The sequence below is a fragment of the Maridesulfovibrio ferrireducens genome (genome assembly GCF_900101105.1).
GTDB lineage: Bacteria > Desulfobacterota > Desulfovibrionia > Desulfovibrionales > Desulfovibrionaceae > Maridesulfovibrio > Maridesulfovibrio ferrireducens.
Genome location: NZ_FNGA01000001.1, coordinates 746,266 through 769,934, shown reverse-complemented (window position 1 = coordinate 769,934; position 23,669 = coordinate 746,266). Strand labels below are relative to the sequence as shown.

Genomic DNA, 23,669 nt, shown 5'->3' with positions numbered 1-23,669 from the left:
CCTATTCTTAATTCTCTTATCCATTAGGTCCGAAAAGCTTATTCTGCAATTCATCCAAAGTGCGGCATGATTCAGACTGAAAAATAGGGCCATATCCAAGCCTGTCAGCCTGTTTGAGTCTGGTTTCTCCGCCTGATGCAGGACGGATGCGGCCGTTTAGATCAACTTCGCCCCAGAAAACTGAGCCTGCCGGAAGCGGACGATCATAGAAAGAAGAAAGCACTGCGGCTGCGACTCCGAGATCAAGACCGGGATCGCGCATGGCAAGACCGCCGCCTATTTTTGCGTAAATATCAAGCTGTCCAAGATTTAAATTTAGCCTTTTTTCAAGCACGGCAAGAATCAGGTTGAGCCTGTTTGTGTCAAATCCCAGCGCAGTTCGACGCGGTATGGAAAGCACGGAACGGCTCGCTAATGCCTGTACTTCTACAGCAAAAGGCTTGTGCCCGTCCATTGCCATAACAACGGCTGCACCGGAAAAAGAATCGTCCCTGTCGCCAAGAAAAAGTGTTGAAGGATCTTCAACTATTTCCATTCCCGATTCACGCATGGAAAAGACAACCAGTTCGTCACTGGGGCCGAATCTATTTTTAAGCACGCGCATAATACGCATCATATGTTTACGGTCGCCTTCAAGATAAAGGACGGTATCAACCATATGCTCAAGTAATTTTGGTCCGGCAATCTGTCCGTCTTTGGTTACATGCCCGACTAACACCAGCGTCGCAGTGGTTTTTTTAGCTGCTTCAACAAGTTCAGACGAAACAGCGCGCACCTGACTAACGCATCCCGGAATACCTTCCGCCCGCGAAGAATTAAGTGTCTGCACGGAATCGATTATCAGAAGATCGGGTTTCTCCGGAGCTTCGAGAATAGCAAGGGCTTCTTCGGAATTAGTGCTGGCAATGGCAAGCATTCCTGAATCGAGTAAGCCCAGCCTTTCGGCGCGCCCTCTGATTTGAGCCAGAGATTCTTCACCGGAAAAGTATACAGCCCGGTTTCCCATCTGCGCCTGAGCGCAGGCAAGCTGCAAAAGCAGAGTTGATTTACCGATACCGGGTTCACCGCCGACAAGTACCGCTCCACCGGGAACAAAGCCTTTTCCCAACACAGTATCAAGCGGAGCAAACCCTGTTGAACGGGCCTCTGTATGTTCAGTCGGAATGTCAGCCAGAGCAGTAGTTCTTACACCGGCATAAGTATGGCTTACTGCTCCTTTTTTGCGAACAACCACCTTTTGCTGCAAGGTATTCCACTCACCGCAACGAGGGCATTGTCCCTGCCATTTAATGGCCTGAGCTCCGCAACCCGAACAAACATAAATATCTTTAGTTTTCATTCATATCTCCGCAGTGGTAAAACCATAAACAAAAAGCCGGACATGCAGTCCGGCTTTTCATATTTAAATCTATCAATTCAATTTAATCTGCGCAGCCCTTTATATTTAAAGAATTACGCTTCAAATCAATATTTATTTCTTAGGCGGATTTTTGGCTTCCACCACATTGATAACATATTCCTTAACAGCAGGAGAAGGCTTGAAGAATACCACCATGAAAGGAGTATCCATGCCCGGCTTAAGCAGAGTATTATTTGATAAAACTCCGACCTTCGAAGTCAGCCCTGCATCAATTTCCTCACGGGACTGAACTTCAAGCTGGAACAATGAAAGTGTATTTCCACAAAGAAGTCTTTGGGAATCAAGCACCTGCCCTTTATCATCAAAAAGCTGGGCTTCCACTTCAATAAGCTCTTTAGGCTTATTAAAATTATTTACCACTTTGCCTTCAATTATAAAAAGCTGTCCAGCTTTGTCATTATTCACATAAAATTGGCGCAAATCTTTAAAAGAGAACTTACTGAATCTTTTGGACGGAGGCTCGGAAGCATCCATCTCTCCGTTGTCAGTAGAAGAGACAAAAGGAATATCGAAAGGTACACTTTCCCAGAGTTTAAGATACCAGGCTGCCCCGGCTCCACCGGCAAAAAGCAGGACAATGATCAAAGTAATGATCATTCCTTTTCCTTTTTTCTTACCGCCGTTTTTACCCGCAGAAGACCGGGTTGAGTCTTCATCAAGGTCGAAACCGTTTATCTCTCCGTCGTCAAGGGGAAGCCCGTGCTCCTCATCATCCTCTTCTTCAAAGGATTCTCCCTCTTCGTAAGACTCTTCGTCTTCAACTTCTTCATCATCGCCGAAAAGTTCATCTTCGGAAAAAGATTCAGTTTCTTCGTCGTCGCCAAAGAGTTCATCTTCATCAAAAGACTCTTCTTCGGCTGCTGGTTCGGGAGCTTCTTCTTCAGCGGCTTCTTCTGAAAATTCATCATCTTCATCACTGCCGAAAAGTTCCTCGTCTATATCAAAAGCCTCTTCGTCGTCAGCAGTAGCTGCCGCAGGCTCATCATCATCAAAAAGATCCGCACCTAAATCAGCGTCGGCATCATTATCATCTGAACCGAAAAGATCATCTTCAAGATCATCAGTACCGGCAACAGCGGGTGCCTCATCATCGGCTCCAAGGTCACCGAAAAGATCTTCATCAAGATCCTCTTCAGTTTCTTCGCTTGAGTCTTCGCCAAACAAATCTTCATCAAGATCTTCTTCAGCAGGAGCTTCCGGTTCTGGCTCAGGTTCTGGCTCAGGTTTAGGTTTAGGTTTAGGTTTTGGTTGCGGCTTCGGCTCACTAACAATCTCTTCTTCGAGCATAGACGCAACTTCGTCTTCCGGCTCTAGAGCAGGAGGGCTTACCTTAAAAACATTCGCACACTTGGAGCATTTAACTTTAACTCCGCCTGCTGGAATTTTACTATCCGGTAAATTGAACTTGGTCTCACAGTTGGAACACGTAATAATCATGGACCGCTCTACCTGCTCTTAAAGAGGTTTAAATCAACTCAAATCATAAAAAAATAACACATGAAACTATAGAATTAGACATTCTCTAATTCATAGACAGCATTTAGATACCTGTATTTTTCAGCGTAGTCCATTCCGTATCCTACAAGGAAGCCATTCTCAACAACAAAACCGGGAAAATCGACTTTAAGATCAATTTCTCTGCGCTCTCCTTTATCAATCAGAGCACAGGTTTTAATGCTAAGCGGATTACGCTTGGAGAAAACATGCTTCAAAAATTCAACAGAATGCCCAGTATCTACAATATCTTCTACTATAAGAACATGCTTATCGGCAATAGATCCTTCCAGATCTTTTGAAAAATTCATGCTTCCGGTTCTGCTTGTTCCGCTTCCATAGCTTGAAAGGCGAACAAAATCTATTTCCGGCTCAGCTTCGAGACTGCGCGTAAGATCCGCAAAAAAAAGATAGGCACCTTTTAACACGCAAACACACACTAAGGGCTGATCCCCGTATGTTGCAGAAATTTCTTTACTGATTTCCTTAATTCTAGCCGCAATAACTTCGGAAGAGAATACTTCTTTAAGGCAATGGCCCATAACTAAGTTCCTTATTAATTTAATATACTTAAAGTTTCATTATCATTGGAATTTCATCACAATCAGGAAACAGCGGACAATTAATACAATCCGCCCAGACTTTCTGCGGAAGTATGTTTTTATCCGTCACAACGAATCCCTGCTTGGCAAAAAAGGCCTCAATGTTTGTGAGAACAAAAACTTCACAAACTCCCAAATCACGAGCTTCCTGAATACACGCTTCAACCATTCTGCCACCCAGATTAGATCCGCGTTCCTCAGGAATAACCACCATAGAACGAACTTCAGCTAAGCAATCCCAACTGATGGCCAATGCGCAACATCCGACCACTCTGCCATCATCCGTTTCGGAAACAAAAAAATCACGAAGATGATTATAAACCGAAGCCCGGGAACGAGGCAGAACCATTGCATTCTTAGTACTGTCTTTTATGATTGAATGAATGGCTTCGGCATCTTCCATCCGAGCCTTTCTAATAATTGTCACAGATTTTACCGATCCTTAAGCAGCTTGTTAATGAAAGCCTCAAACATTGAACCGGGAAAACTACCGGATTTATCAAAAACTTTCTTACCCTTGGTGTCAAAAACAAGAGTTCTGGGAATACTTTCAAGCTTGAAAAAGCTTCCTACATCGCTGTCAGCAAAATAAATAGGGTAATTAAACTGAGCATCTTTACTCATAAATTCTTTAACATCTGCAACGTCAGGATCAACAGAAACTCCGATCATCATCAGATCGTCATCAGAGAATTTTTTACGCAGTTCGATCAATTCAGGAATTTCAGCACGACAGGGAGGACACCATGTTGCCCAGAAATTGAGAATCACGACTTTCCCTTTTGACTGCGCGACAACATCTTGAACAGCCTGAGCATTCAAAGTTTTAACTTCACCGGTTGTTTCAGCTTTGCTGCAACCAACCGCCAACACCAAAACCAACGCCATCATTGCGAAAATCTTATTTGTAAATCTCATACTACTCCCAGTATAAAATCATTTAGTCAGGATCAACTTCAGTCTGCACTAACAGATTCTTTAATAGAACTCAAAATGACCCTAATCCTCTGCGGCGGTCTTATTGGGATAATTTAATTACTGCAACAACTCTTTAGCGACTTTTACCGCCGCAACCGCGTCGGTAGACCAGCCATCAGCGCCTATAGAATCACAGAACCCGCCGGTTATAACCGCGCCGCCAATCATGACCTTGATATCAAGGTTCCGCTCTTTTAAAAGATTTATGGTATCTTCCATCCTGACCATAGTGGTTGTCATAAGCGCGGAAAGGCCGATAATTTTAGCGCCTTTTTCCTGCGCGGCATTAACAATCTTTTCCGCCGAAACATCCTTACCCAGATCAACCACATCGAAGCCATGATTCCGAAGCATGAGGCAGACAATATTTTTACCGATATCGTGGATATCCCCTTCAACCGTTGCCATAACGATTACGTCCTGCTCCTGCGTTCCTCCGGCTTCTTCCATGATAGGTTTCAGCTTTTCAAAAGCTTTCTGGAGAGTTTCGGCAGACTGTAAAAGCTGTGGCAGGAAATATTCCTTGCGTTCATACTTCTCACCGACTTCCATAATCGCAGGAATAAGTTCGTCATTAACCAGCTCAAAAGGATCACGTCCGCCTGCAAGGTCTCTTTCAACAAGAGCGAGGATTCCGCCTCTGTCTCCTGAAACGACTGCGTCAAAAAGATTATCAGCTACGGCTTTTGGTTTCCCCTGATTCTGGCCACCACCTGTAGCCTGGCCACCGTCCCCGGAAGGAGTCCAGCCGGAGTACTGCTCGATAAACTGCTCTGCCTGAGGATCTCTGGCGAGCAGGACTTCTGCGGAATAAAGGCTCTCTCTGAGTCTGGAAGAGTTAGGGTTGGCAATAAAAGCGCAAAGCCCCTGCCCCTGACACAAAGTCAGAAAACTTGAGTTGAGGAGTTCACGGGCGGGAAGTCCAAACGATACGTTGGAAAGTCCCAGAACTGTCGGCAGATTCCATTCTTCTTTGCAATGACGAATAAAGTCCATGCAATGCCTTGCGGCTTCCGGCTTGGACGAAACAGTCAAAGCAAGAGCATCGACCATTATAAGTCTGCGGGGAATACCGTAAGAATCCGCTTCTTCAAGAAGCTTGGCGACTACTTCAATTCTTTCCGCACAGGTGAAAGGAAGCTTGCTGCCGATTATGGGCAGTAAAATAAAAGGAGCTCCGAACTTCTTACAAAGCGGTCCAAGCCGTTCCATACGTCCTGATTCACCGCTGATAGAATTGACAAGCGGAGAACCTGCATAAGCCCACAAAGCGGCTTCAACAGCATCAGGATTAGTAGAATCTATACTTAAAGGAGCAGGAAACTGCGCCATAACTTCTTTGGTGAGGGCTGGTAAAATTTTAACTTCATCAACCATGGGAGCGCCTACATTAATATCCAGCACAGGTGCTCCGGCTGAAAGCTGCTCTGCAGCAAACTTCATAGCCTCGGTGAACTGCCCTTTTTGAAGCTCGGCACTGAGAACTTTCTTTCCGGTGGGATTAATACGCTCACCGATGATTACGCCGCGCTGATCAAATCCGATCTTAACGGACTGTGCACGGGACGTAAGAACCATCTGGCAATTATCCTGAGGAACAGGCCGCTTCCATTTTGCGTCACCCACAGCATTTCTGAGCGCTCTGATATGATCAGGAGTTGTTCCGCAGCAACCACCTATAAATTTAGCACCAACTTCTAGAAAACGAGCGGACTGTTTGGCAAAAGGCTCAGGCTGAAGTCTGAAAACGGTTTGACGGTTTTCATCCAGTTCAGGAAGTCCGGCATTTGCTTCAACCAGCAATGGACTGGAAAGCCTCGGCTGCATGGACTCCAGCACTTCATATATCTGTTCAGGCCCTGCACTGCAGTTGGTTCCCATCAGTTCAACACCCATATTCTGCATGGTGTCAATAAACGTCAGCGGAGACGAACCTGTCAGACAAGCGGCAGGAGATTCAAAAGTCATGGAAAGAGCAACGGGCAGGTCGCAGACTTCGCGGGCGGCAATAACAACAGCTCTCGCTTCGGCAAGGTCAAAATGAGTTTCACCGAGAATCAGATCAACTCCACCTTCAACCAGTCCCTTGATCTGCTCTTTATAAATCTCGACCATCTCTTTAAAGGTCATTTCACCTAGAGGCTGGACAAAATAGCCTGTTGGACCGACACTACCGGCAACAAAGACGTTATCTCCGGCAACGCTTTTGGCGATAAGAGCCATTTCTCTATTCAGGCCGATTACATCAGCACCCGAGCCGAGCTTGGGCCTGCTGCCGCCAAAGGTGTTAGTGGTAAGAACATTCGCCCCGGCAGAAACATAATCCTTATGCACAGATTTTATAACTTCAGGACTCTCAAGACCGAAAATTTCAGGAGACATTCCAGCGGGAAGACCTCTTCCCTGCAGAAGTGTTCCATATCCACCATCGAAAAAATAAACACGATCGTCGCTGAGAGCTTTACGAAAATCCGGCATAAGGTACTCCAAAAGTTATGAATAAAATCCGAAAAATCTGATCACAATTGTTTCGAATAGCTTCTACTTAAAAACATTGAAAAGGACAAATAAAAACTATATCCTTATAAGTTCTAAATATGATCATCAATGTAAACTAAAGTTCAAATAATATCAGCCGCACAGGAAAATTACCCGGTCAATGAAATCAAAAAAAGAAAATGAACCAATAGTTCCGGAACTTATAGAAGACGAGGACGATGTCATAGATGTCAAACCCGATTTTCTACCGACTCCGAGAGCAAAAGGCGAAGTAGCCACCAAAGATCCGCTGCATCTCTATCTTAATGAGATAAGCCGCTTTCCTCTGCTTGAGCCTGAAGAAGAATTCAGACTGGCAAAAAGAGTGCAGGAAAACGGAGATCAGGAAGCTGCATTTCGCCTTGTATCTTCACATCTTAGGCTGGTGGTTAAAATCGCCATGGACTTCCAGCGCCGCTGGATGCAGAATGTGCTGGATCTTATTCAGGAAGGAAATGTCGGCCTTATGAAGGCGGTAAATAAATTTGACCCTGATAAAGGTATCAAATTTTCTTACTATGCAGCCTTCTGGGTAAAAGCTTACATCCTTAAATATATCATGGATAACTGGCGCATGGTTAAAATCGGAACCACCCAGACCCAGCGCAAACTTTTTTACAACCTGAACAAAGAACGCCAAAGACTTCAGACACTTGGCTTCGACCCGACAACATCAGTGCTCTCCGAAAATCTCAATGTGACCGAAGAAGAGATTACGGAAATGGATAAAAGGCTGGCGAAGAATGACCTTTCCCTGAATCTCAAGTTCGGAGAGGATTCAGAAGCCACCCGTATGGATTTTTTACCGGATTTAGGACCGGGCATAGAAGAAACTCTTGCTAATAAGGAGATTTCCACCTTACTTCTTGAACAGCTTAGAACAGTAGCTCCGAAATTAAATGAAAAAGAACAAGTTATTTTAGACGACAGGTTGCTCTCTGACTCTCCGCGCACACTTAGAGAAATAGGTGAAGAATTCGGAGTGACTAGAGAAAGAGTCCGCCAGATTGAAGCTCGGTTATTAAACAAGCTGAGAGACCATCTAGCCGAAACAGTAAAAGATTTTTCTGAAGATTGGATACCTGATAATGAATAAACTCCTTACTGAACTGAAAAAAGAAGCCAAAAATTTAGCTGCCGCTCTCCCTACACCGCAATTTTACCGCGATGCTGAGACTCAGCTTGAATTTTCACACGGCATGTTTTTTGATCATCCACTTGTAATCAGATTACAGGAAGATGTTCTTCCATTTCTTTATGATGAATATGCTCACGGCATTTACCACTCTAAAAAAGTGGCCATAGAAGCCGGAGCAATCGTTCTTAAAAACGGAGATCATCTGCCTCCTGACACTGTGAGAGAACTTGTTCTGCTTGCCCAGTTCTGCGGACTTCTTCATGACATTTGCAGACTGGATGAAGACCACGCATTATGCGGAGCGGAAACCTCACGAGTCATCCTGAATCAATATCCGCTTTCAGGGCGCAGCAAAGATCTTATTGCCGAATCTATTGCCCGGCACGAAGCTTTCAAACCTGCAAGCCCCATCATCGACGACCCGGAACTGGAACTGTTAAGCGGCGCACTCTACGACGCTGACAAATTCCGATGGGGACCAGATAATTTCTCAACAACTCTTTGGGAAATTTGTGACTACGAAGACTGGTCGCTACAGGAAATTATTGAAAAATTCCCCAAAGGTCTGGATATGATAAAATCCATTGAATCCACTTTCAGAACCGATACCGGTAAAAAGTACGGTCCGGAAATGATAGATCAAGGCATGACTATCGGGTCCAAGATTTACAAGCGTCTGATTGAATTATCAGAATCACCCAAATACTCTACCTATAAAAAACAAAACCCTATTGTATGATTTATCCAGCATCTACACATTGCAAAGCAATATCTTCTGCCGCAGTTCTAGCTATATTCTTTGTTATTGCTTTGAGCGGTTGTGCTGCAAAAACCGGAATTAACTCCTCGGCTGCAAATCCGCAATTAACCCCCGAGACTCAGCTGACTTTTGACTACCTTGTGTATCAGGATTACCTGTCACGCCTTAGTCAGATCATGCGCAGCGGGGACAGGTCTCAGGAAGCAGCCGTTGAGTCCGCACGTCTGCAGCAGGAAGCTGTCGTTGTTGTTGACCGCATCCTGAAAGTTGACCCCAAAGCTCAGCTTTACGCTGAAAAAGCATCTCTTTTCTGGGCAGCCCAGCAAATTGACGAAGCGCGGGAAGCTCTCAAGGAAGGCCTCGAAAAATTCCCTGAAGATCGAAAACTGATTATGAGCCTTTCCAGCACCTACCTTGTTGAAAACAGAACTACGGACGCTGAGAGTGTTCTCCAGGAATATATACACAAGCATCCCGATGATCTTATTGTCATAACCCAGCTTGCCCGTATTCTGCTTGAACAGAAAAAATTTGCACAGGCTCTTGATACGCTGAAAGTTATTCCGGCAGAAAAACGGACAACCGAAATTCTGTATTATTACGCAAAGGCAAGTGCAGGACTCGGACTGACCAAGCAAGCCATCAGAGCTCTGCAAAAAGCTGTTAAAGTAAAGCCTGACTACCTCGAAGCATGGGGCGAACTGGCTTATCTATATGAGCTTGGAAAAGACTATGACGCAGCTGAAAAAATTTACACAAAGATGCTCGAATTCCCTGAAGCATCCAACCATATCCGCCTGCGCCTTATAGAGTTGAGCCTTAAGCTGAACAACCCCGACCGAGGGCTGTCGCTGGTACTGGAAGGCCCGCGCAACACAGCTTTCCTACTCGATTCGGCACAAATTTTCTTGAACAGCAAATTCTACGGACAGGCCTCGACTATCCTTGATATTTTTGTACTGGAAAAAGAAATCCCTGACGCTTATTACTTTTTCAAGGCTTCAATTGCCTACGAAGGAGAAGAAGATCCCGCCAAGGCTCTTAACTTCCTGAACAAAGTAAAACCGAGCAGCGACCATTACGATCGCAGTCTGCAATTCAAAGCACACCTGCTTATCGACCTGAAAAAGGATAAGGAAGCTTTGACCGTTCTTAGAAAAGGACAGGAACAATTTCCCGATAATCCGAACTTCTTTTTAATAGAAGCAGCTCTTTATATGGAGCTTAAGCAGCCTGAAAAAGCTGAAGAAACTCTTTTAAGAGGATACAAGAATATACCTGATTCTCCCCAGATCCTTTTTCAGCTGGGCACAATAGAAGAAAGAAAAGGCAACATAGACAATACCTTGAAGTACATGGAAAAAACAATATCCATGCACCCGGATCACGCAGACGCACTCAATTTTGTCGGATACATTCTTGCCGACAGAAATGAACAGCTTGATCGCGCAATGGTTTTGATATCCAGAGCAAACAAGCTTGAGCCGGACAACGGCTTCATAGTAGATTCCTTGGCATGGGTTCATTACCGCCTCGGAAATTTTGATGAAGCTTGGAAAAACATCGGGCGTGCTCTTTCTCTTCAGCCAAGGCAGCCGGAGTTGTGGGAACATTACGGAGATATTGCTCTTGCCATGGGAAACAAGAAGGAAGCTGCAAAAGCCTACAAAAGAGCTCTTAAGTTCGCTCCTAATAATAGTGAACTGCGCAGGAAACTGGATTCCTTATGATTTCCAAATTATGGAGGACTGCAATCCTTATTCTGGCCGTAGCAACTATGGCCGCCGGATGTAGTTCCAGAAATTTACAATTTCATGACCCGGATAAAGTTTACTCAAAATTCAGAAATGAATTCGGCACCTGTAATGCCACAGGAGTGAACTTCACAGCCAGCCTCTATTATACAGCGCAGAAACAAGGACACCGGACAATAATGAACTTGTGGGGAGATCTCGGATCTCCTTTACGCCTTGATGTAAGGGCCGGAATCGGAACGTATCTCGCTCACATTCTTGAAGATAAAAAAGGACTGACTGCTTTTTACCCGGATCAAAACACAGCGTATTCACATTCCTCACCCGAAAGGGCTGTCAGAATGCTGGGACTGCCATTTCCTTTCTCCCTGAAAGATCTTGCAGGACTTATCGCCGGCTGTTATCCCGATTTCATTCCAAACACATTCGATACAGTTACACTTGATAAGAATCGCAAAGGGTTGCTTTATCTTTATGATAAAGGGCCAGTCAGTTCAATAACGCTTACGGAACAAGGACTTCCAACAGAAATTACCGGGCGCGGAGAGCTGCCTTGGAAAATGAAAATGGAATCCTATGAACTGGATGATTCCGGTAAAAATCTGCCGGATAAAATTACCGTTTATACTGAAAACGGAAATAAAGCCGTGCTGCGGATAAAATCCCGATCTTTTACAAACCGTAAATGGACCGAAAAATCTCTTGAAATGGCTCTTCCTGATGGAACAGAGACCATAAAACTTGATCAAAACGCGAATAATAATATTTCTTCAAAAAATAATTAGCATTGTTATGGAGTCTATAAAATGAGTGACCAGAACTGCTCTTGTACTGACAAAGCTACAGGACTTATTGATAATTTTAAGAAGGGTCTAACCGTCTGGACTCAAGAATTAAAGGCTATTTTCAGCAGATTGCTCGGAAATTTCGAAGTCAGCCAGCTTGAAAAACGTCTCGAAAGAGAATACGCCCTTCTCGGAAAGCTTAATTGCGACGACGCAGAAGGCGATATTGAACTTTGCAGAAAGCAAATTGATTTTTTCAAAGAAGAAATCAACAGACTCAAGAAAGAGCAGGCTGCAAAGCGTGATGTTAAACATCGCGACAACGAACGTAATATGGAATTGTAGTTCAAAAAACTTCGATTCCGGGCACTTTAGAATCTCAAGATCGACAGGTAGTTAACGGCTTACTGGCGCTTGAGATTTTTATGGCGTTTGGACAAATGCTATTTTTAAGCAGACTGTAAATCTACAGAATCAGGAGAGATGAAGATGGCCGCTAAAGTAGTTATCGGATCAGACCACGGGGGCTTTGCTCTCAAGGAATTCGCCAAGAAAGTGCTCACCGAAATGGGGTACGAGGTTGAAGATGCCGGTCCTGAATCCGCCGTCAGCTGCGACTATCCCGTCTATGCTGCAAAAGTCGCTGCAAAAGTTTCCGACGATGTGCTCGGAATTCTCGTCTGCGGCACAGGTCTAGGCATGTCTATGGCTGCAAACAAACATAAAGGTGTCCGCGCCGCTATGTGTACAAACGAATATATGGCTAAAATGGCCCGCGCACACAACAATGCCAACATTTTGTGTCTCGGTGAAAGAGTTATAGGACAAGGCCTTGCTGAAGAAATTATCCGTGCATATATGACCACCGAATTTGAAGGTGAACGTCACATGCGCAGAATCAATCTTTTCGATCAGCTTTAAGATATATACCTCTCGCTTCCCCGCCAAAGGAGATAATCCCCTTTGGAAAACTTACCAAAAATTTACCATTACTTTATGAGGAACACTCACAATGGGTAACAACAGTCAGATGGACCAGAAAGCAGTTAACGTTATTAAAGGCCTGATCATGGATTCTATCCGCAAGGCTAACTCGGGTCATCCCGGCGGCTCCATGTCTTCTACGGACTTTGCATACGTCCTCTATAAAGATTTCTTACGCTACGACGTAACCAACCCAAGCTGGGAAAACAGAGACCGCTTCGTACTCGCAGCAGGTCACGAATCCCCACTTCTTTACGGATTACTGCACTTAGCCGGTCTGATTAAAGTTGAAGACCTTAAGCAGTTCCGTCAGCTTGGTTCCATCACTCCCGGTCATCCTGAACATGATGTCACCCCCGGTGTTGAAGCAACAAGCGGACCTCTCGGACAGGGATTCTGTGTCGGTGTAGGTATGGCGACTGCTGAAGCGTTCCTTAACGCTAAAACCAACGACGACGTAGTAGATCATTACACATACGTTCTTTCATCTGACGGTGATTTCCAGGAACCTGTATCCACAGGCGCAGCTGCTCTTGCAGGACTCTGGAAACTCGGCAAACTCATAGTTTTCTACGACAGCAATGACATCCAGCTAGCAGGACCAACCAGCCGTTGTGATTGCACAGACTTCAAAAAAGTTTATGAAGGCATGTGCTGGCAAGTTCTGGAAGTAGACGGTCATAACCACGATGAAATCCGCGCCGCTGTTAAAGCTGGTCAGGCTGAAACCGGTAAACCGACACTCATCATCGGTAAGACCAAAATGGCAGCCGGAGCAGCAACTTGCGAAGGCGACCACTGCACACACGGCAGCCCGCTTTCCAATGAAGAAATTGCCGCTACTAAAAAATGTTTCGGTCTCCCTGAAAACGAACTTTTCTACGTTCCTGAAGATGTTGTTGCACATTTCCGCACACGCTTCCCAGAACTTAAGAAAATGTCCGCAGACTGGCAGACCAAGCTTGAATCCATCCTAGCCGGAAACAAAGAAATCGCTGATTTCTGGGCAGAAGCTTTCAAGCCTCGCAACGAAATTAAACTGAATCTTCCAGAATTCGAATCCGGTCAGTCCATGGCGACAAGAAAAGCATGGGGCGCATGCCTTGATGCTATCACCGACGAGCTTCCTACCTTGATAGGTGGTTCCGCTGACCTTGACCCATCCAACCAGACTGCGAACTTCCGCAAAAAAATGGGTGATTTCGCACTAGACGGTTACGGCGCAAGAAACTTAGCTTTCGGCGTTCGTGAGTTTCCAATGTCCGTTATCATGAATGGTATGGCCCTTCACGGCGGCGTAATTCCTTTCGGCGCAACTTTCCTCACCTTCTCTGACTATTGCAGAAACGGTATGAGAATGTCCGCGCTACAGAAACTGCCAGTTCTCTACATCTATACACATGATTCATTCTATGTAGGTGAAGACGGCCCGACTCATCAGCCTATCGAGCATGTAGCCTCCCTGAGACTCATCCCGAACATGTTGATCCTGAGACCTGCCGACGCAAGAGAAACTGCCGCATGTTTGCAGATTGCTATAAGCCAGACTGATCGTCCTTCCAGCCTCATGCTGACCCGTCAGGGACTGCCTGTGATGGATAAAGTCGAATTCCCGCAGGTTGAAGAAGGCGTTAAGCGCGGCGGTTACATCGTAAAAGATTGCGAAGGAACCCCAGACATGATCGCTATCGCAGCAGGATCAGAAGTATCCCTTGCAATCGATGCAGCTGATCTAATCAAAGACAAGAAAATTCGCGTAGTTAGTATGCCGTCAATGGAACTGTTCGAAGAACAGGATCAGGCTTACAAAGACTCCGTTTTAGACCCGAAAGTAAGAGTACGTGTTGCAGCAGAAGCTGGCCGTCCTGAAATCTGGTACAGATACGTGGGCCTCGACGGAGCAGTGCTCGGAATCGACCACTTCGGCGCATCCGCACCTGCATCCCAGCTCGCTGAGAAATACGGCTTCACCGCTGGTAACCTCGCTGAGATTATGAAGAATCAGTTCTAATACTGATCTATAAATAGAATTGGAAAAGCCGCTGGAACGTTTGTTTCAGCGGCTTTTTTTTGTTTAATATAAAATTACTTGAAAATTTACTAAAATTTCAATCTGATGTAAAAACACAATAATTCAAAAAAGGAGTAGCCATGAAACTCATTTATCTTGATTATTCATATGAGGAATTTGGTGAAGAAGGAAAATTTAAGCACAAAACAATCCTAAACGCCCTAAGTGAAATCGACCCCAATTATGAGATCAAGGAAACGGACGTTGGGCATGGAGCAGACCTTCCTGCACTAGTTGTTTCCCTTCTAACGGATCTCCCAGAACTGGCCCAAATAGGGCTTGCTTCTCTCGCTATATTTTTCCAAGGCAAACGTATTAATAAAAATATTGATGCCTGGATTTCAATTACAAAAAAAATCAACAATCTCTTCTCGAAAAATAAACCTTATAGGATTGATAAAACGGCAGCTACAGCAATTGCAATTGGAGATGTAGTAAAAGAAAATTCAAAAGATTCTATATGCAACATTTTTATAAATCAGTTTCAAACCAATGAAGACAGCAAGGCCACATCGTATGGTAAAAACATAGATGCAGTATTCACCATTTCAATCTATACAACAGAAAATATATACATATATGTAATCACTTCAAAAGGTAAAACCATCTCTAAAAATATAATCCACAGAGAACATTTTAATTTCTAACCTGCTATTCGTTCCTCTCATCAAAATAAAAGCCGCCAGAACCAAAGTTCCAGCGGCCTTTCAATTTCATACTAAAAAAACATACTTACTCTTTAATCTTATCACCCATCTCTTTCAAAGAATCCCCGGCATTATCTAAGGCTTGATCCATTTTCTTACCCGCTTTTTCAGCAGGGCCTTCTTTTTCGCAACCATAAGCGACTGACATAAATGCGACCAGACACAGAACAAACACTAATTTTTTCATAATTTTCATGAGACACCACTCCTAATCGGTTTAAGGTTTTAATTCTGCAACCCGAGTTCTACCCTCGGGCCGGACCCCTTGCCGGTTGCTGCTCTTTTGAGGAAAACCCGTTCGGATTCTACACCCTTTTCAGAAATTAAGATAACACGGACCTTTTCAGCTCTTTCCCTTGCGAGATCTGCCAAATCCGTATCCGTCACTTTTATGTTATCCCGAATGGCCTGTTCCATTTCCGGCACAGGACGACTTTCAATTATTCCCAAGAAATTCTTAGGCTTTTCAAAAGGAGCGTTCTCGTACGCATCTTCGAGATAATCAGGATATTCCTCTTCACTTATGACCACATCATCAATCGATGCCGGAGCTTTGCTGTCCTCTTCAAGTTCCAGAAACTTCGGCATTGCGATCATTCTTTTAAACATTGCGACTTTGAGCGCGGGGATATCTTGCGGTGAAGTAAACCCGCTGATCTCAAGTTTAAGACCCGGGCGGGATTTCATCGCCTTGGCAACCGATTCAATTTTTGAGTTTGATGCTTCCTTCGGCACTGCTATGCCCGGTTCAAAAACCAGAACATCCATATCTTCGCCGCCGCCGAACATTGCTCCGATCAGCGCAAATGGCGAAGTTACAGCTTTAACCAAAACATTAAGAATAGCGCGCCCGATAACTCTGCCCAGCCGGAACTGAGGGTCATCCACGTTACCTTCAACAGGGATATCAAGGCGTATGTTCCCGCTGCTGTCTTTAAGCAACGCTAAACCGAGCCCGATAGGAATATTCGGAGCATCGGGACTCTTTACTTTTTTGCCCACCTCGAACTGATAAATATCAAGCACATTGTTGGTGGATAAAAGTTTACCCCTGAGACTGACGCCCACATCCGCACTGAGCATTCCGGTGCTGACCGGATAGGCTATATATTTTCTGGTATAAGGCGAAAGCTGAGTCATATCCAGATTGATGAGAGTAACTTTTAAATCAGTATCAGCGCCGTCTTCCGTAGGCTGAAGATAACCTTCCGCGACCAAAGGAGCCTGCTGATCAATTGTTGCATTAAACGACAGCTCCGTTCGCTTACCGTTAGGAAGTTCCAGCCCGCGCACGGCAGATCTCATTTTAGTGACATCAAGCTCGAAAGCAGGCTCAACAGTATGATCTTTGAATATAGCTGTTCCGTTAGTCATAGCTATCTTATTCAGAAAAATAAAATTATCAGCACTAGCTCCATTCCTTGTTCCCTGCGCTGTTGAGTTAGCAACTAAAGCGTTTGGTTCAGGAGCTCCGGCTGACATAACAACAACTTTTTCAGCAGCCTTTTCAGCCTGCTCCTCCAACACCTTCTCATCAACGGGAACTGCAAGCTGACCTGTGAGAATTCTGGAAATATTAAAAGTGCCGTCTGCCTCTTTCTCAACATTAAGCTCAGGCGAAAGCACGTCTATAAGTCTTACTTCAACCTTAAGAGGATCTGAAACAAAATCTATGTCCCTTACAGCAAGTTCAAATAAATGAAAGAACTGGCGATCTCCTTTGTTATCGCGCAGCAACAGATCTTTCACCTGCGCCTTGCCCTTATAAGTTGCCACAGGCTTATCTTCAGCGGAAAAAGCCCACCCGCCGGACACATCAATATGTCCGCGCGCAATATTCATCTGCATTTCAGGTGGCAGATAGCCGTTAAAATCACGTAGCCTGAGCTTGCGGACAGCCAAATCTCCTGTAACTTTCACAGGCGACAACACGCCCTGTCCGCTAACTTTTAACTTTCCTCTTTTATTGATAACCCCCTCTAAAACAAGGTTCAGAGGTTTGTTCTCAGGAAAGCTGATTCCCTTGATGCCGCCCTTCAATTCACGGATACTGATTGAAGTTTTTTTCGTTGCAGCTTTATCGGTCAATTCAAAAGATGATTCTGTCAGACTTACTCTGTTTACAGCAACCTTCCAGCCTCCCGCATCGGATTTATCTGAATCTTCATCCGCGACGGGCTTAATCTCCTTTTCAGCATCGGCTTCCTGCTGATGTTTTTCGATAAGCTTTAGAAGATCAACCCCCTGCTTATCGCGCATCAATTTTATCAGAGCCTTATGCAAATCAACTGAACCTATGAACACCGACTTTTCACCGACATCAATAGTTCCGTTGGAAACGGCAAACCCGCCCAGCCCGATCAGAGGATCACCTCCGCCCTTCGGACTAAGCTCAAGATCTTTCACGTCCACCTTTATACCTTCCAGACGAACCAGTCCGTTGTTGTCAGGAATAATACTGAAGTTTGCCCCCAGCCCGACTTTACCGGACGTTACAGCCAGAGGAACAGAGGGTTCCAAATATTTATGATAGTCAGGCACATTAAGATTCTTAACTGAGGCAAACCCTTTGACCACTAGAGGAATAATCCCCAATGAACCGTCAACGGTTACAACTTCGCCGCCCTCAGTGCCCACCTTAACGCTGTATGTTCCAGCCTTATCTTTCGCGGTGCTGAGGTTATTTGCAGTAACCGAGAGAGGTCCGATCAGCTTATTAAATCCGTTACCGAAAGCTTTATCCGTAAAATCTACAGACCCTCCGATAACGTTCAAACTTGCAATTTCCGCCAGCAAATCCGGGCCTTTTTCGTCCTCTTTTTGAGGAACAGCCGCAACCGTCGCATTCTGACGACCTTTTGCCGGCTGAGGAAGATAATCCAGTATATCAGGAGAACCGTCGGGCTTAAGGCCTATCTTCAAGAATGGATCTGTTAACTTAACAGTATTTATTTTTAAAATTCTTCTCAAAAGACTCAGTTCCGCGAAATCAATATCAAGCTGCTTAAACTTTAAAAGCGAAAGATCCTTTTTGTCCGCCAAGTCAAAATCGTTAACAACTAACTTTCCTCCGAACATAACTCGCGGCAGCAAATTGGCACTGCGCTCAAATATCAAATTTAAATCAGCGCTGAGATTTCCGCTTTTGAGCACAGTTGTTTTATAAATAGGAAGATAAATCCAATATTCCCCGAGTGCGGCCTTATCGAGAGTGAAATTGAACTCAGTTCTACGCGTGTCCTTAAAAGGCAGAGTATTGCCCTTCAACTCAAAAGGAGTGCCGTTAATAACCATTTCAAGTGAAGGCTGAACAAATTCATCACTATCGCTGGAAAGTGATGAGGTGAAGGGAACAATAAGATTCAAACCAGTGATTCGATGATTAAAATTTCTAAAATCATCATGCACTGTGCATGTCCCGTTGCTGACTACAAAATCACGGATAATGAACGGGAAAAGACTTGTCTCTTCCTGCTCCGCAACCGCTTCCTCCTCCGCTTCCGGGATAAGGTCTGAAATACTGCTGCCGTCCGGGAAAATGGTAATATCCACTTGCGGATCACATATTTTGACTTCATCAAATACGGCAGAAAGCCTGAAAATTGAGAATGAATCAAAATTCACATCAAAAGACTTGAAAGCAAAAAGATTCCCTTCGCCACTCTTTTTGCCAAGCTTAAACCCTTCAAGATACAAATGCAGAGTTAAAGGATTGAAATCAACATCCTGAATCTCTACAGGTCTGTTTAACAACTCAGGTAACTTATTTCTGACCACACTCTTTAATACAACCGGAACAAGCAAAAAACCGATTAAAGTGTATACAATCAATACTGAAGAAATAATCGTGGCCCAGCGGATTCTGCGATCAATATTCTTCCATTTGGTATATAGCTCTTTTAACATATGACTCTCCGTCACTATCTGATTAACCTTTATCCCTGTCTTTTACATTATAATTTCACGAAAAGACAGTTCAACTCTAAATTTAATGCATAAGTAATCATAGTGTTGAACAATTGAAGGGTGACTGGTAGTCTACTTAAAAGAAAGACCTTTTTAAAGGACACCAAATGACGGCTGAAAAACTGACCACACACAAAATCTCTTCAACATACACTTTACCAATTAATATTTTGGTCATTACCTGTGCCCTGTTCGCAATGCTGTTCTTTTCTTCTCCTGCAAATGCGGCTTCGCTGGATTTAAAAAATCTGATTCTGGACAATCAGGCCGGAGCGATCATGGCCCGGTTCGGACTGGATCTCAAAGGTGACACAAAAACAGAAGAAGCTCTTGAAAACGGGGGCAGGCTGAAGCTTGAATGTGAAGCAACTCTGTTTGTTCATAAAAGTCTGTGGCCGAACTCGAAGATTGCAAGTAAAATATATTCCGATAAACTTTTCTACGATTCCCTCTCCAAGAACTTTGTCCTTGAACAGTCTGGAAAGACGACACCCTTAAGAAACAAAAAACTCACTCTGCTGCTCCAGAAAGGATGGGACTCCATAGTGATGGATTTAGGGCCGTGGAGCACTCTTAAACGAGGTGAGCGCTACAGACTCAAACTTGACGTGCACCTTGATCAGACAGACGTTCCCGAATGGTTGAAAAAAACTCTTTTCTTCTGGTCATGGGACATTGTTCCTTCCGCAACATATCAGCTCGACTTTACATATTAGATAAGAACTTAAATTTATTATGACCGATAAATCCATCAAAGTAAGTGTGCCGGACACAAAACAACGCAAGAAAAGACAACGGGAATACTTTTTAGCCTTCCTCTGCCTTCTCATTTTCGTGGCTTTAAGCTTTGTTCAGCTCAAATATATCGGGGTTAACTCTTATCTCTTTGTCGGACTTTTCAACCTGAACTTCATTTTGCTGCTGGTTGTACTTTTTATTGTTGTGCGCAACGGAGTAAAACTGCTTTTAGAGCGTCGCAGAAAAGTGCTGGGTTCAAAACTTCGAACGAGAATGGTCCTCTCGTTTATGTCACTTTCCCTTATACCGACTCTGCTTATGTTTTTTATGGCAATGCAATTTGTGCAGGTCTCAGTGGACTACTGGTTTAAGAATCAGGTCGAAGACTCAATGGTTCAATCACTTGAACTTGGCCGGGCCTTTTACGCCTCGGCTCAGGAAGGGCTTGAACGCAGAGGAAACAACATTCTGGGAGCCATCAAAGAAAGCCGTTACGCATGGGGCGGCAAGACCATGAACCTTTTTCTCGCCACCAAACTAGGCGAGTATGATCTCGGTCTTCTGGGTGTAATACAGCCTGACGGGGAAAAAATAAATTGGCATTCTGAAGGTTCATGGGAAAAAGCATGGTCTGAAATCAATGCCAAAGTTGACTGGGACAACATGAGAGAACACCCTCATTTCTGGTCAACCATACACCCAATGCCCGGTAATGACATGGTTATCGGGGTGTTACCTGTTGATGAAGCACGGACCGGATTCCTGATCCTCGGTGAAAATATCGGGCAGGGACTGCTTTTTAAACTGGACAAAGTCGTCAGGGGTCTTGACGAATATAAACAGCTCAAGACTCTGAAATATCCCCTTAAGATGAGCCTGTATCTCACTCTCGGTGTAACGACACTGCTCATTATTCTCGGCTCTATCTGGTTCGGATTCAGACTTTCAAAAGAATTATCCGCCCCAATTCAAGCTCTCGCGGCAGGTTCACAGCGAATTGCACGCGGAGATCTTTCCGTCCGCCTTGAGGACAACTCAGATGACGAGCTGGGTTTTATGGTTCAGTCCTTCAACCGCATGGCTGAAGACCTTGAAGAAAGTCAGAAAAGCCTTAAAACAGCCAACGAACGGCTGGCACAGCAGAATCAGGAACTCGAACGCAGAGGCCGTTACATGGAAGCGGTTCTCAACAACATCACAGCGGGAGTTATCTCTCTTGATGAGCAGGGAAAAATCAGCACGGTAAACAATGCCATTGAAGAAATGCTCGGTATTACCGCCAGATTTGTTCATGGAAAAGATCCATTGGCCCTTCTGCCTGAAGGAGATTTAGCGTCTCTCATTTCAGATGCAAGGTCTCACATGGCCTCAAGTCCTTATTCACAATGGCAGAGACAGCTTTCCCTTACTGTTGACGGGCGGCACCGCAAATTTCTGGTCAATGTTGTCGCACTCAAATCCACAAGCGGCAGTAACGGCATTGTTGCCGTGTTTGAAGATATTACCGAGCTTGAAAAAATGCAGAGAATTGCCGCTTGGCGCGAAGTAGCCAGACGCATCGCTCACGAAATTAAAAATCCGCTGACCCCTATCAAATTGTCAGCGCAAAGACTGCAAAGAAAATTCGGGCCGCAGATAAAAGACGAAGTTTACCGCGAAAGTACAGACCTTATTATTTCGCAGGTTGAACATCTGCAGCAGATGGTTCAGGAGTTTTCCGCCTATGCGAAGCTGCCGGAAGTGAAGTTAACGCCCGGCAGTATCACTCCTTTGCTTGAAGAAGTTGTCAGCATGTACCGCAACAGTCACACGGATATTTCGTGGAATCTTGAATTATTATCAGAAATACCGGATCTGGAACTGGATCGTGAAGCCTTGCGCAGAACACTTATCAATTTACTGACGAATGCAACCGAGGCTCTGGGAGACTGCGAAAATCCGGCTGTAAACATCAGCGCTATGCACGATTCCACACTTGGATGGTTGAGAATTGAGGTTCAGGATAACGGACCGGGTCTATCTTCGGACGAACGCTCCAGAATGTTTGAACCATACTTTTCAAGCAAAAAAAGCGGCACAGGCCTAGGACTTACCATTGTAAAATCTATTATCACCGATCATCGCGGATTTATAAGAGTAAAACCGGCTGAACCGCATGGAACAGTATTTGTTATCGAACTTCCTACCTAATAAAATACTCCTTACACTTGCCTGAAATCAAAACTCGTGATTATACTATATCAGCTATAAACCAACTCAAATTGGATGCGTCTAGCTGTTGTTGGACTTAATACCTTATTATATGATCAGCTATAACTACCGAGTTTTATATGATCCCCTACCCAGAAAAACCGGAAGCAAGCAATCAAATGCCACGAGTTCTTATCGTAGAAGATGAAGCTATTGTTGCACTTGATATCAAAAGCAGACTTGTCGCCTTAGGATACATTGTAGTCGGAATAGCTTCCAATGGAATAACCGCCATTGAAATGGCTCTTCACTTGGCACCTGACCTTATCCTGATGGATATAATGCTTGAAGGAGACTTGGACGGAATTGATGCAGCCAAAGCAATTAGCGGAGATTGCTCCATTCCGGTAATTTATATTACCGCTTACGCTGACAATGAAACGCTGAAAAGAGCCAAAATAACAGAACCCTTCGGTTACATCATTAAGCCTTTTGAAGACAGGGAATTAAACCTGACTATCGAAATAGCTCTTTATAAGCACAAAACGGAATGTTCCCTCAAAGAAAATCGCCGCTGGCTTAAAACAACCTTTGAGAGCATAGGCGACGCAGTTATAACGACAGACCAAAACGGAATAATAAAATCCGTGAACAAAACCGCCTCCCTTATGCTGGAATCTTCACCTGAAGACCTTTTCGCAAAAAATTTCAGCGAAGAAATCAATATGGTGGATTCTTCAACATTCAAACCTATTAGTCTTTTAACAAATTTCAGGTCAGAACCTGAAAAAACACTGTTAATTGAAAATATTGCTCTGAAAACAAAAACCAAAACTATTCCTGTTTCAGTAAATATTTCCAAAATTCAAGACAAAAACATCATCATGGGTACTGTTATTATATTCAGGGACATTTCACAGATCAAGGAAAGTGAAGTCGCACTGAAAAACAGCCTTAAGCGGTTACGCCGTACATTTGACGAAACTGTAGCAGCCCTTGCTACCATGTCCGAAAAGCGCGATCCGTACACCTCCGGGCACCAGCAAAGGGTTGCCGAACTGGCTTCCAGAATAGCGGCAAAACTTCATCTACCGGTAGAAAAAATTCACTGCATCAAAATTGCCGGAATCCTTCACGATGTAGGAAAAATTTCTATCCCGGCTGAAATTTTATCAAAACCCACAAGACTTACTGATCTGGAAATGAGCTTAGTAAAAACTCACCCTGAAATAGGTTATGAAATCCTTAAAGGAATTTCTTTCCCCTGGCCTGTTGCAGATATAGTTAGACAGCACCACGAAAGACTTGACGGAACCGGCTACCCGGATGGACTATCGGAAAAATTAATTCTGCCTGAATCAAAAATAATAGCAGTTGCAGATGTTGTGGAAGCGATGAGTTCACACCGCCCTTACCGCCCCGCTCTGGGATTTGGTAAAGCTATCGCAGAAATTGTAAAAGGACGCGGAATTATATATGATGCGGACGTAGTTGATGCCTGTATAGATATTATTGAAAACGAAACTTTTTCCTTCGGCCAATAA

Annotated in this window: 19 protein-coding genes; 11 read left to right on the top strand and 8 right to left on the bottom strand. The window is 44.3% G+C overall.

Annotated elements, in window-relative coordinates; genetic code table 11:
* Window positions 1–16: 16 nt before the first annotated feature.
* From radA to BLT41_RS03405, 6 genes are all read right to left on the bottom strand, one after another.
* Window positions 17–1,339: a DNA repair protein RadA gene (gene radA / locus BLT41_RS03430; RefSeq protein ID WP_092158248.1), complete on the bottom strand. Its 1,323-nt coding sequence runs from the start codon at window positions 1,337–1,339 to the stop codon at window positions 17–19.
* A 132-nt stretch (window positions 1,340–1,471) separates the two neighbouring features.
* The gene (locus BLT41_RS03425; protein WP_092158246.1) at window positions 1,472–2,857 is read right to left on the bottom strand and encodes a DUF3426 domain-containing protein; all 1,386 of its coding nucleotides are present in this window, start codon (window positions 2,855–2,857) and stop codon (window positions 1,472–1,474) included.
* A 74-nt stretch (window positions 2,858–2,931) separates the two neighbouring features.
* Window positions 2,932–3,456, bottom strand: coding sequence for a hypoxanthine phosphoribosyltransferase (gene hpt, locus BLT41_RS03420; RefSeq protein ID WP_092158244.1), 525 nt, complete (start codon window positions 3,454–3,456; stop codon window positions 2,932–2,934).
* 28 nt (window positions 3,457–3,484) lie between these two features.
* Window positions 3,485–3,943, bottom strand: a complete 459-nt coding sequence (locus tag BLT41_RS03415) for an N-acetyltransferase (protein ID WP_092158242.1) — start codon at window positions 3,941–3,943, stop codon at window positions 3,485–3,487.
* 5 nt (window positions 3,944–3,948) lie between these two features.
* Window positions 3,949–4,434 carry a TlpA family protein disulfide reductase gene (locus BLT41_RS03410; protein WP_092158241.1) on the bottom strand — a complete coding sequence of 162 codons (486 nt, stop codon included), beginning with the start codon at window positions 4,432–4,434 and terminating at the stop codon, window positions 3,949–3,951.
* Between the two features lie 117 nt (window positions 4,435–4,551).
* Window positions 4,552–6,972, bottom strand: coding sequence for a homocysteine S-methyltransferase family protein (locus BLT41_RS03405; RefSeq protein WP_092158239.1), 2,421 nt, complete (start codon window positions 6,970–6,972; stop codon window positions 4,552–4,554).
* Between the two features lie 181 nt (window positions 6,973–7,153).
* Between BLT41_RS03405 and BLT41_RS03400 the strand changes: the two genes are divergently transcribed.
* The 8 genes from BLT41_RS03400 (at window position 7,154) to BLT41_RS03365 (ending at window position 15,171) form a co-directional block, all read left to right on the top strand.
* Window positions 7,154–8,128: a sigma-70 family RNA polymerase sigma factor gene (locus BLT41_RS03400; RefSeq protein ID WP_092158237.1), complete on the top strand. Its 975-nt coding sequence runs from the start codon at window positions 7,154–7,156 to the stop codon at window positions 8,126–8,128.
* Window positions 8,121–8,909 (top strand): HD domain-containing protein, encoded by a 789-nt coding sequence (locus BLT41_RS03395; RefSeq protein ID WP_092158235.1) that lies wholly within the window; start codon window positions 8,121–8,123, stop codon window positions 8,907–8,909. The genes BLT41_RS03400 and BLT41_RS03395 overlap by 8 nt, the downstream gene beginning before the upstream one ends.
* Window positions 8,906–10,660: a tetratricopeptide repeat protein gene (locus BLT41_RS03390; protein WP_092158233.1), complete on the top strand. Its 1,755-nt coding sequence runs from the start codon at window positions 8,906–8,908 to the stop codon at window positions 10,658–10,660. Before BLT41_RS03395 ends, BLT41_RS03390 begins: the two co-directional genes overlap by 4 nt.
* The gene (locus BLT41_RS03385; protein WP_092158231.1) at window positions 10,657–11,469 is read left to right on the top strand and encodes a hypothetical protein; all 813 of its coding nucleotides are present in this window, start codon (window positions 10,657–10,659) and stop codon (window positions 11,467–11,469) included. The genes BLT41_RS03390 and BLT41_RS03385 overlap by 4 nt, the downstream gene beginning before the upstream one ends.
* A gap of 21 nt (window positions 11,470–11,490) precedes the next feature.
* Window positions 11,491–11,814, top strand: coding sequence for a hypothetical protein (locus tag BLT41_RS03380; RefSeq protein ID WP_092158229.1), 324 nt, complete (start codon window positions 11,491–11,493; stop codon window positions 11,812–11,814).
* 144 nt (window positions 11,815–11,958) lie between these two features.
* Window positions 11,959–12,390 (top strand): ribose 5-phosphate isomerase B, encoded by a 432-nt coding sequence (rpiB, locus tag BLT41_RS03375; protein WP_092158227.1) that lies wholly within the window; start codon window positions 11,959–11,961, stop codon window positions 12,388–12,390.
* Between the two features lie 91 nt (window positions 12,391–12,481).
* On the top strand, window positions 12,482–14,464 hold the full coding sequence (gene tkt / locus BLT41_RS03370) for a transketolase (protein WP_092158225.1): 1,983 nt from the start codon (window positions 12,482–12,484) through the stop codon (window positions 14,462–14,464).
* A gap of 140 nt (window positions 14,465–14,604) precedes the next feature.
* Window positions 14,605–15,171, top strand: a complete 567-nt coding sequence (locus tag BLT41_RS03365; RefSeq protein ID WP_092158223.1) for a hypothetical protein — start codon at window positions 14,605–14,607, stop codon at window positions 15,169–15,171.
* Window positions 15,172–15,256: 85 nt separating this feature from the next.
* On the opposite strand, the gene BLT41_RS17390 is transcribed toward BLT41_RS03365, so the two are convergent.
* Window positions 15,257–15,427 (bottom strand): hypothetical protein, encoded by a 171-nt coding sequence (locus tag BLT41_RS17390; protein WP_170830297.1) that lies wholly within the window; start codon window positions 15,425–15,427, stop codon window positions 15,257–15,259.
* 29 nt (window positions 15,428–15,456) lie between these two features.
* Complete coding sequence (locus BLT41_RS03360; RefSeq protein WP_092158221.1) at window positions 15,457–19,137, bottom strand: DUF748 domain-containing protein; 3,681 nt, start codon at window positions 19,135–19,137, stop codon at window positions 15,457–15,459.
* Between the two features lie 167 nt (window positions 19,138–19,304).
* Between BLT41_RS03360 and BLT41_RS03355 the strand changes: the two genes are divergently transcribed.
* From BLT41_RS03355 to BLT41_RS03345, 3 genes are all read left to right on the top strand, one after another.
* Window positions 19,305–19,913 carry a DUF4390 domain-containing protein gene (locus BLT41_RS03355; protein ID WP_092158219.1) on the top strand — a complete coding sequence of 203 codons (609 nt, stop codon included), beginning with the start codon at window positions 19,305–19,307 and terminating at the stop codon, window positions 19,911–19,913.
* 19 nt (window positions 19,914–19,932) lie between these two features.
* The gene (locus BLT41_RS03350) at window positions 19,933–22,125 is read left to right on the top strand and encodes a sensor histidine kinase (protein WP_092158217.1); all 2,193 of its coding nucleotides are present in this window, start codon (window positions 19,933–19,935) and stop codon (window positions 22,123–22,125) included.
* Window positions 22,126–22,265: 140 nt separating this feature from the next.
* Entirely contained in the window at window positions 22,266–23,669 is a 1,404-nt protein-coding gene (locus BLT41_RS03345) for an HD domain-containing phosphohydrolase (protein ID WP_092158215.1), read from the top strand.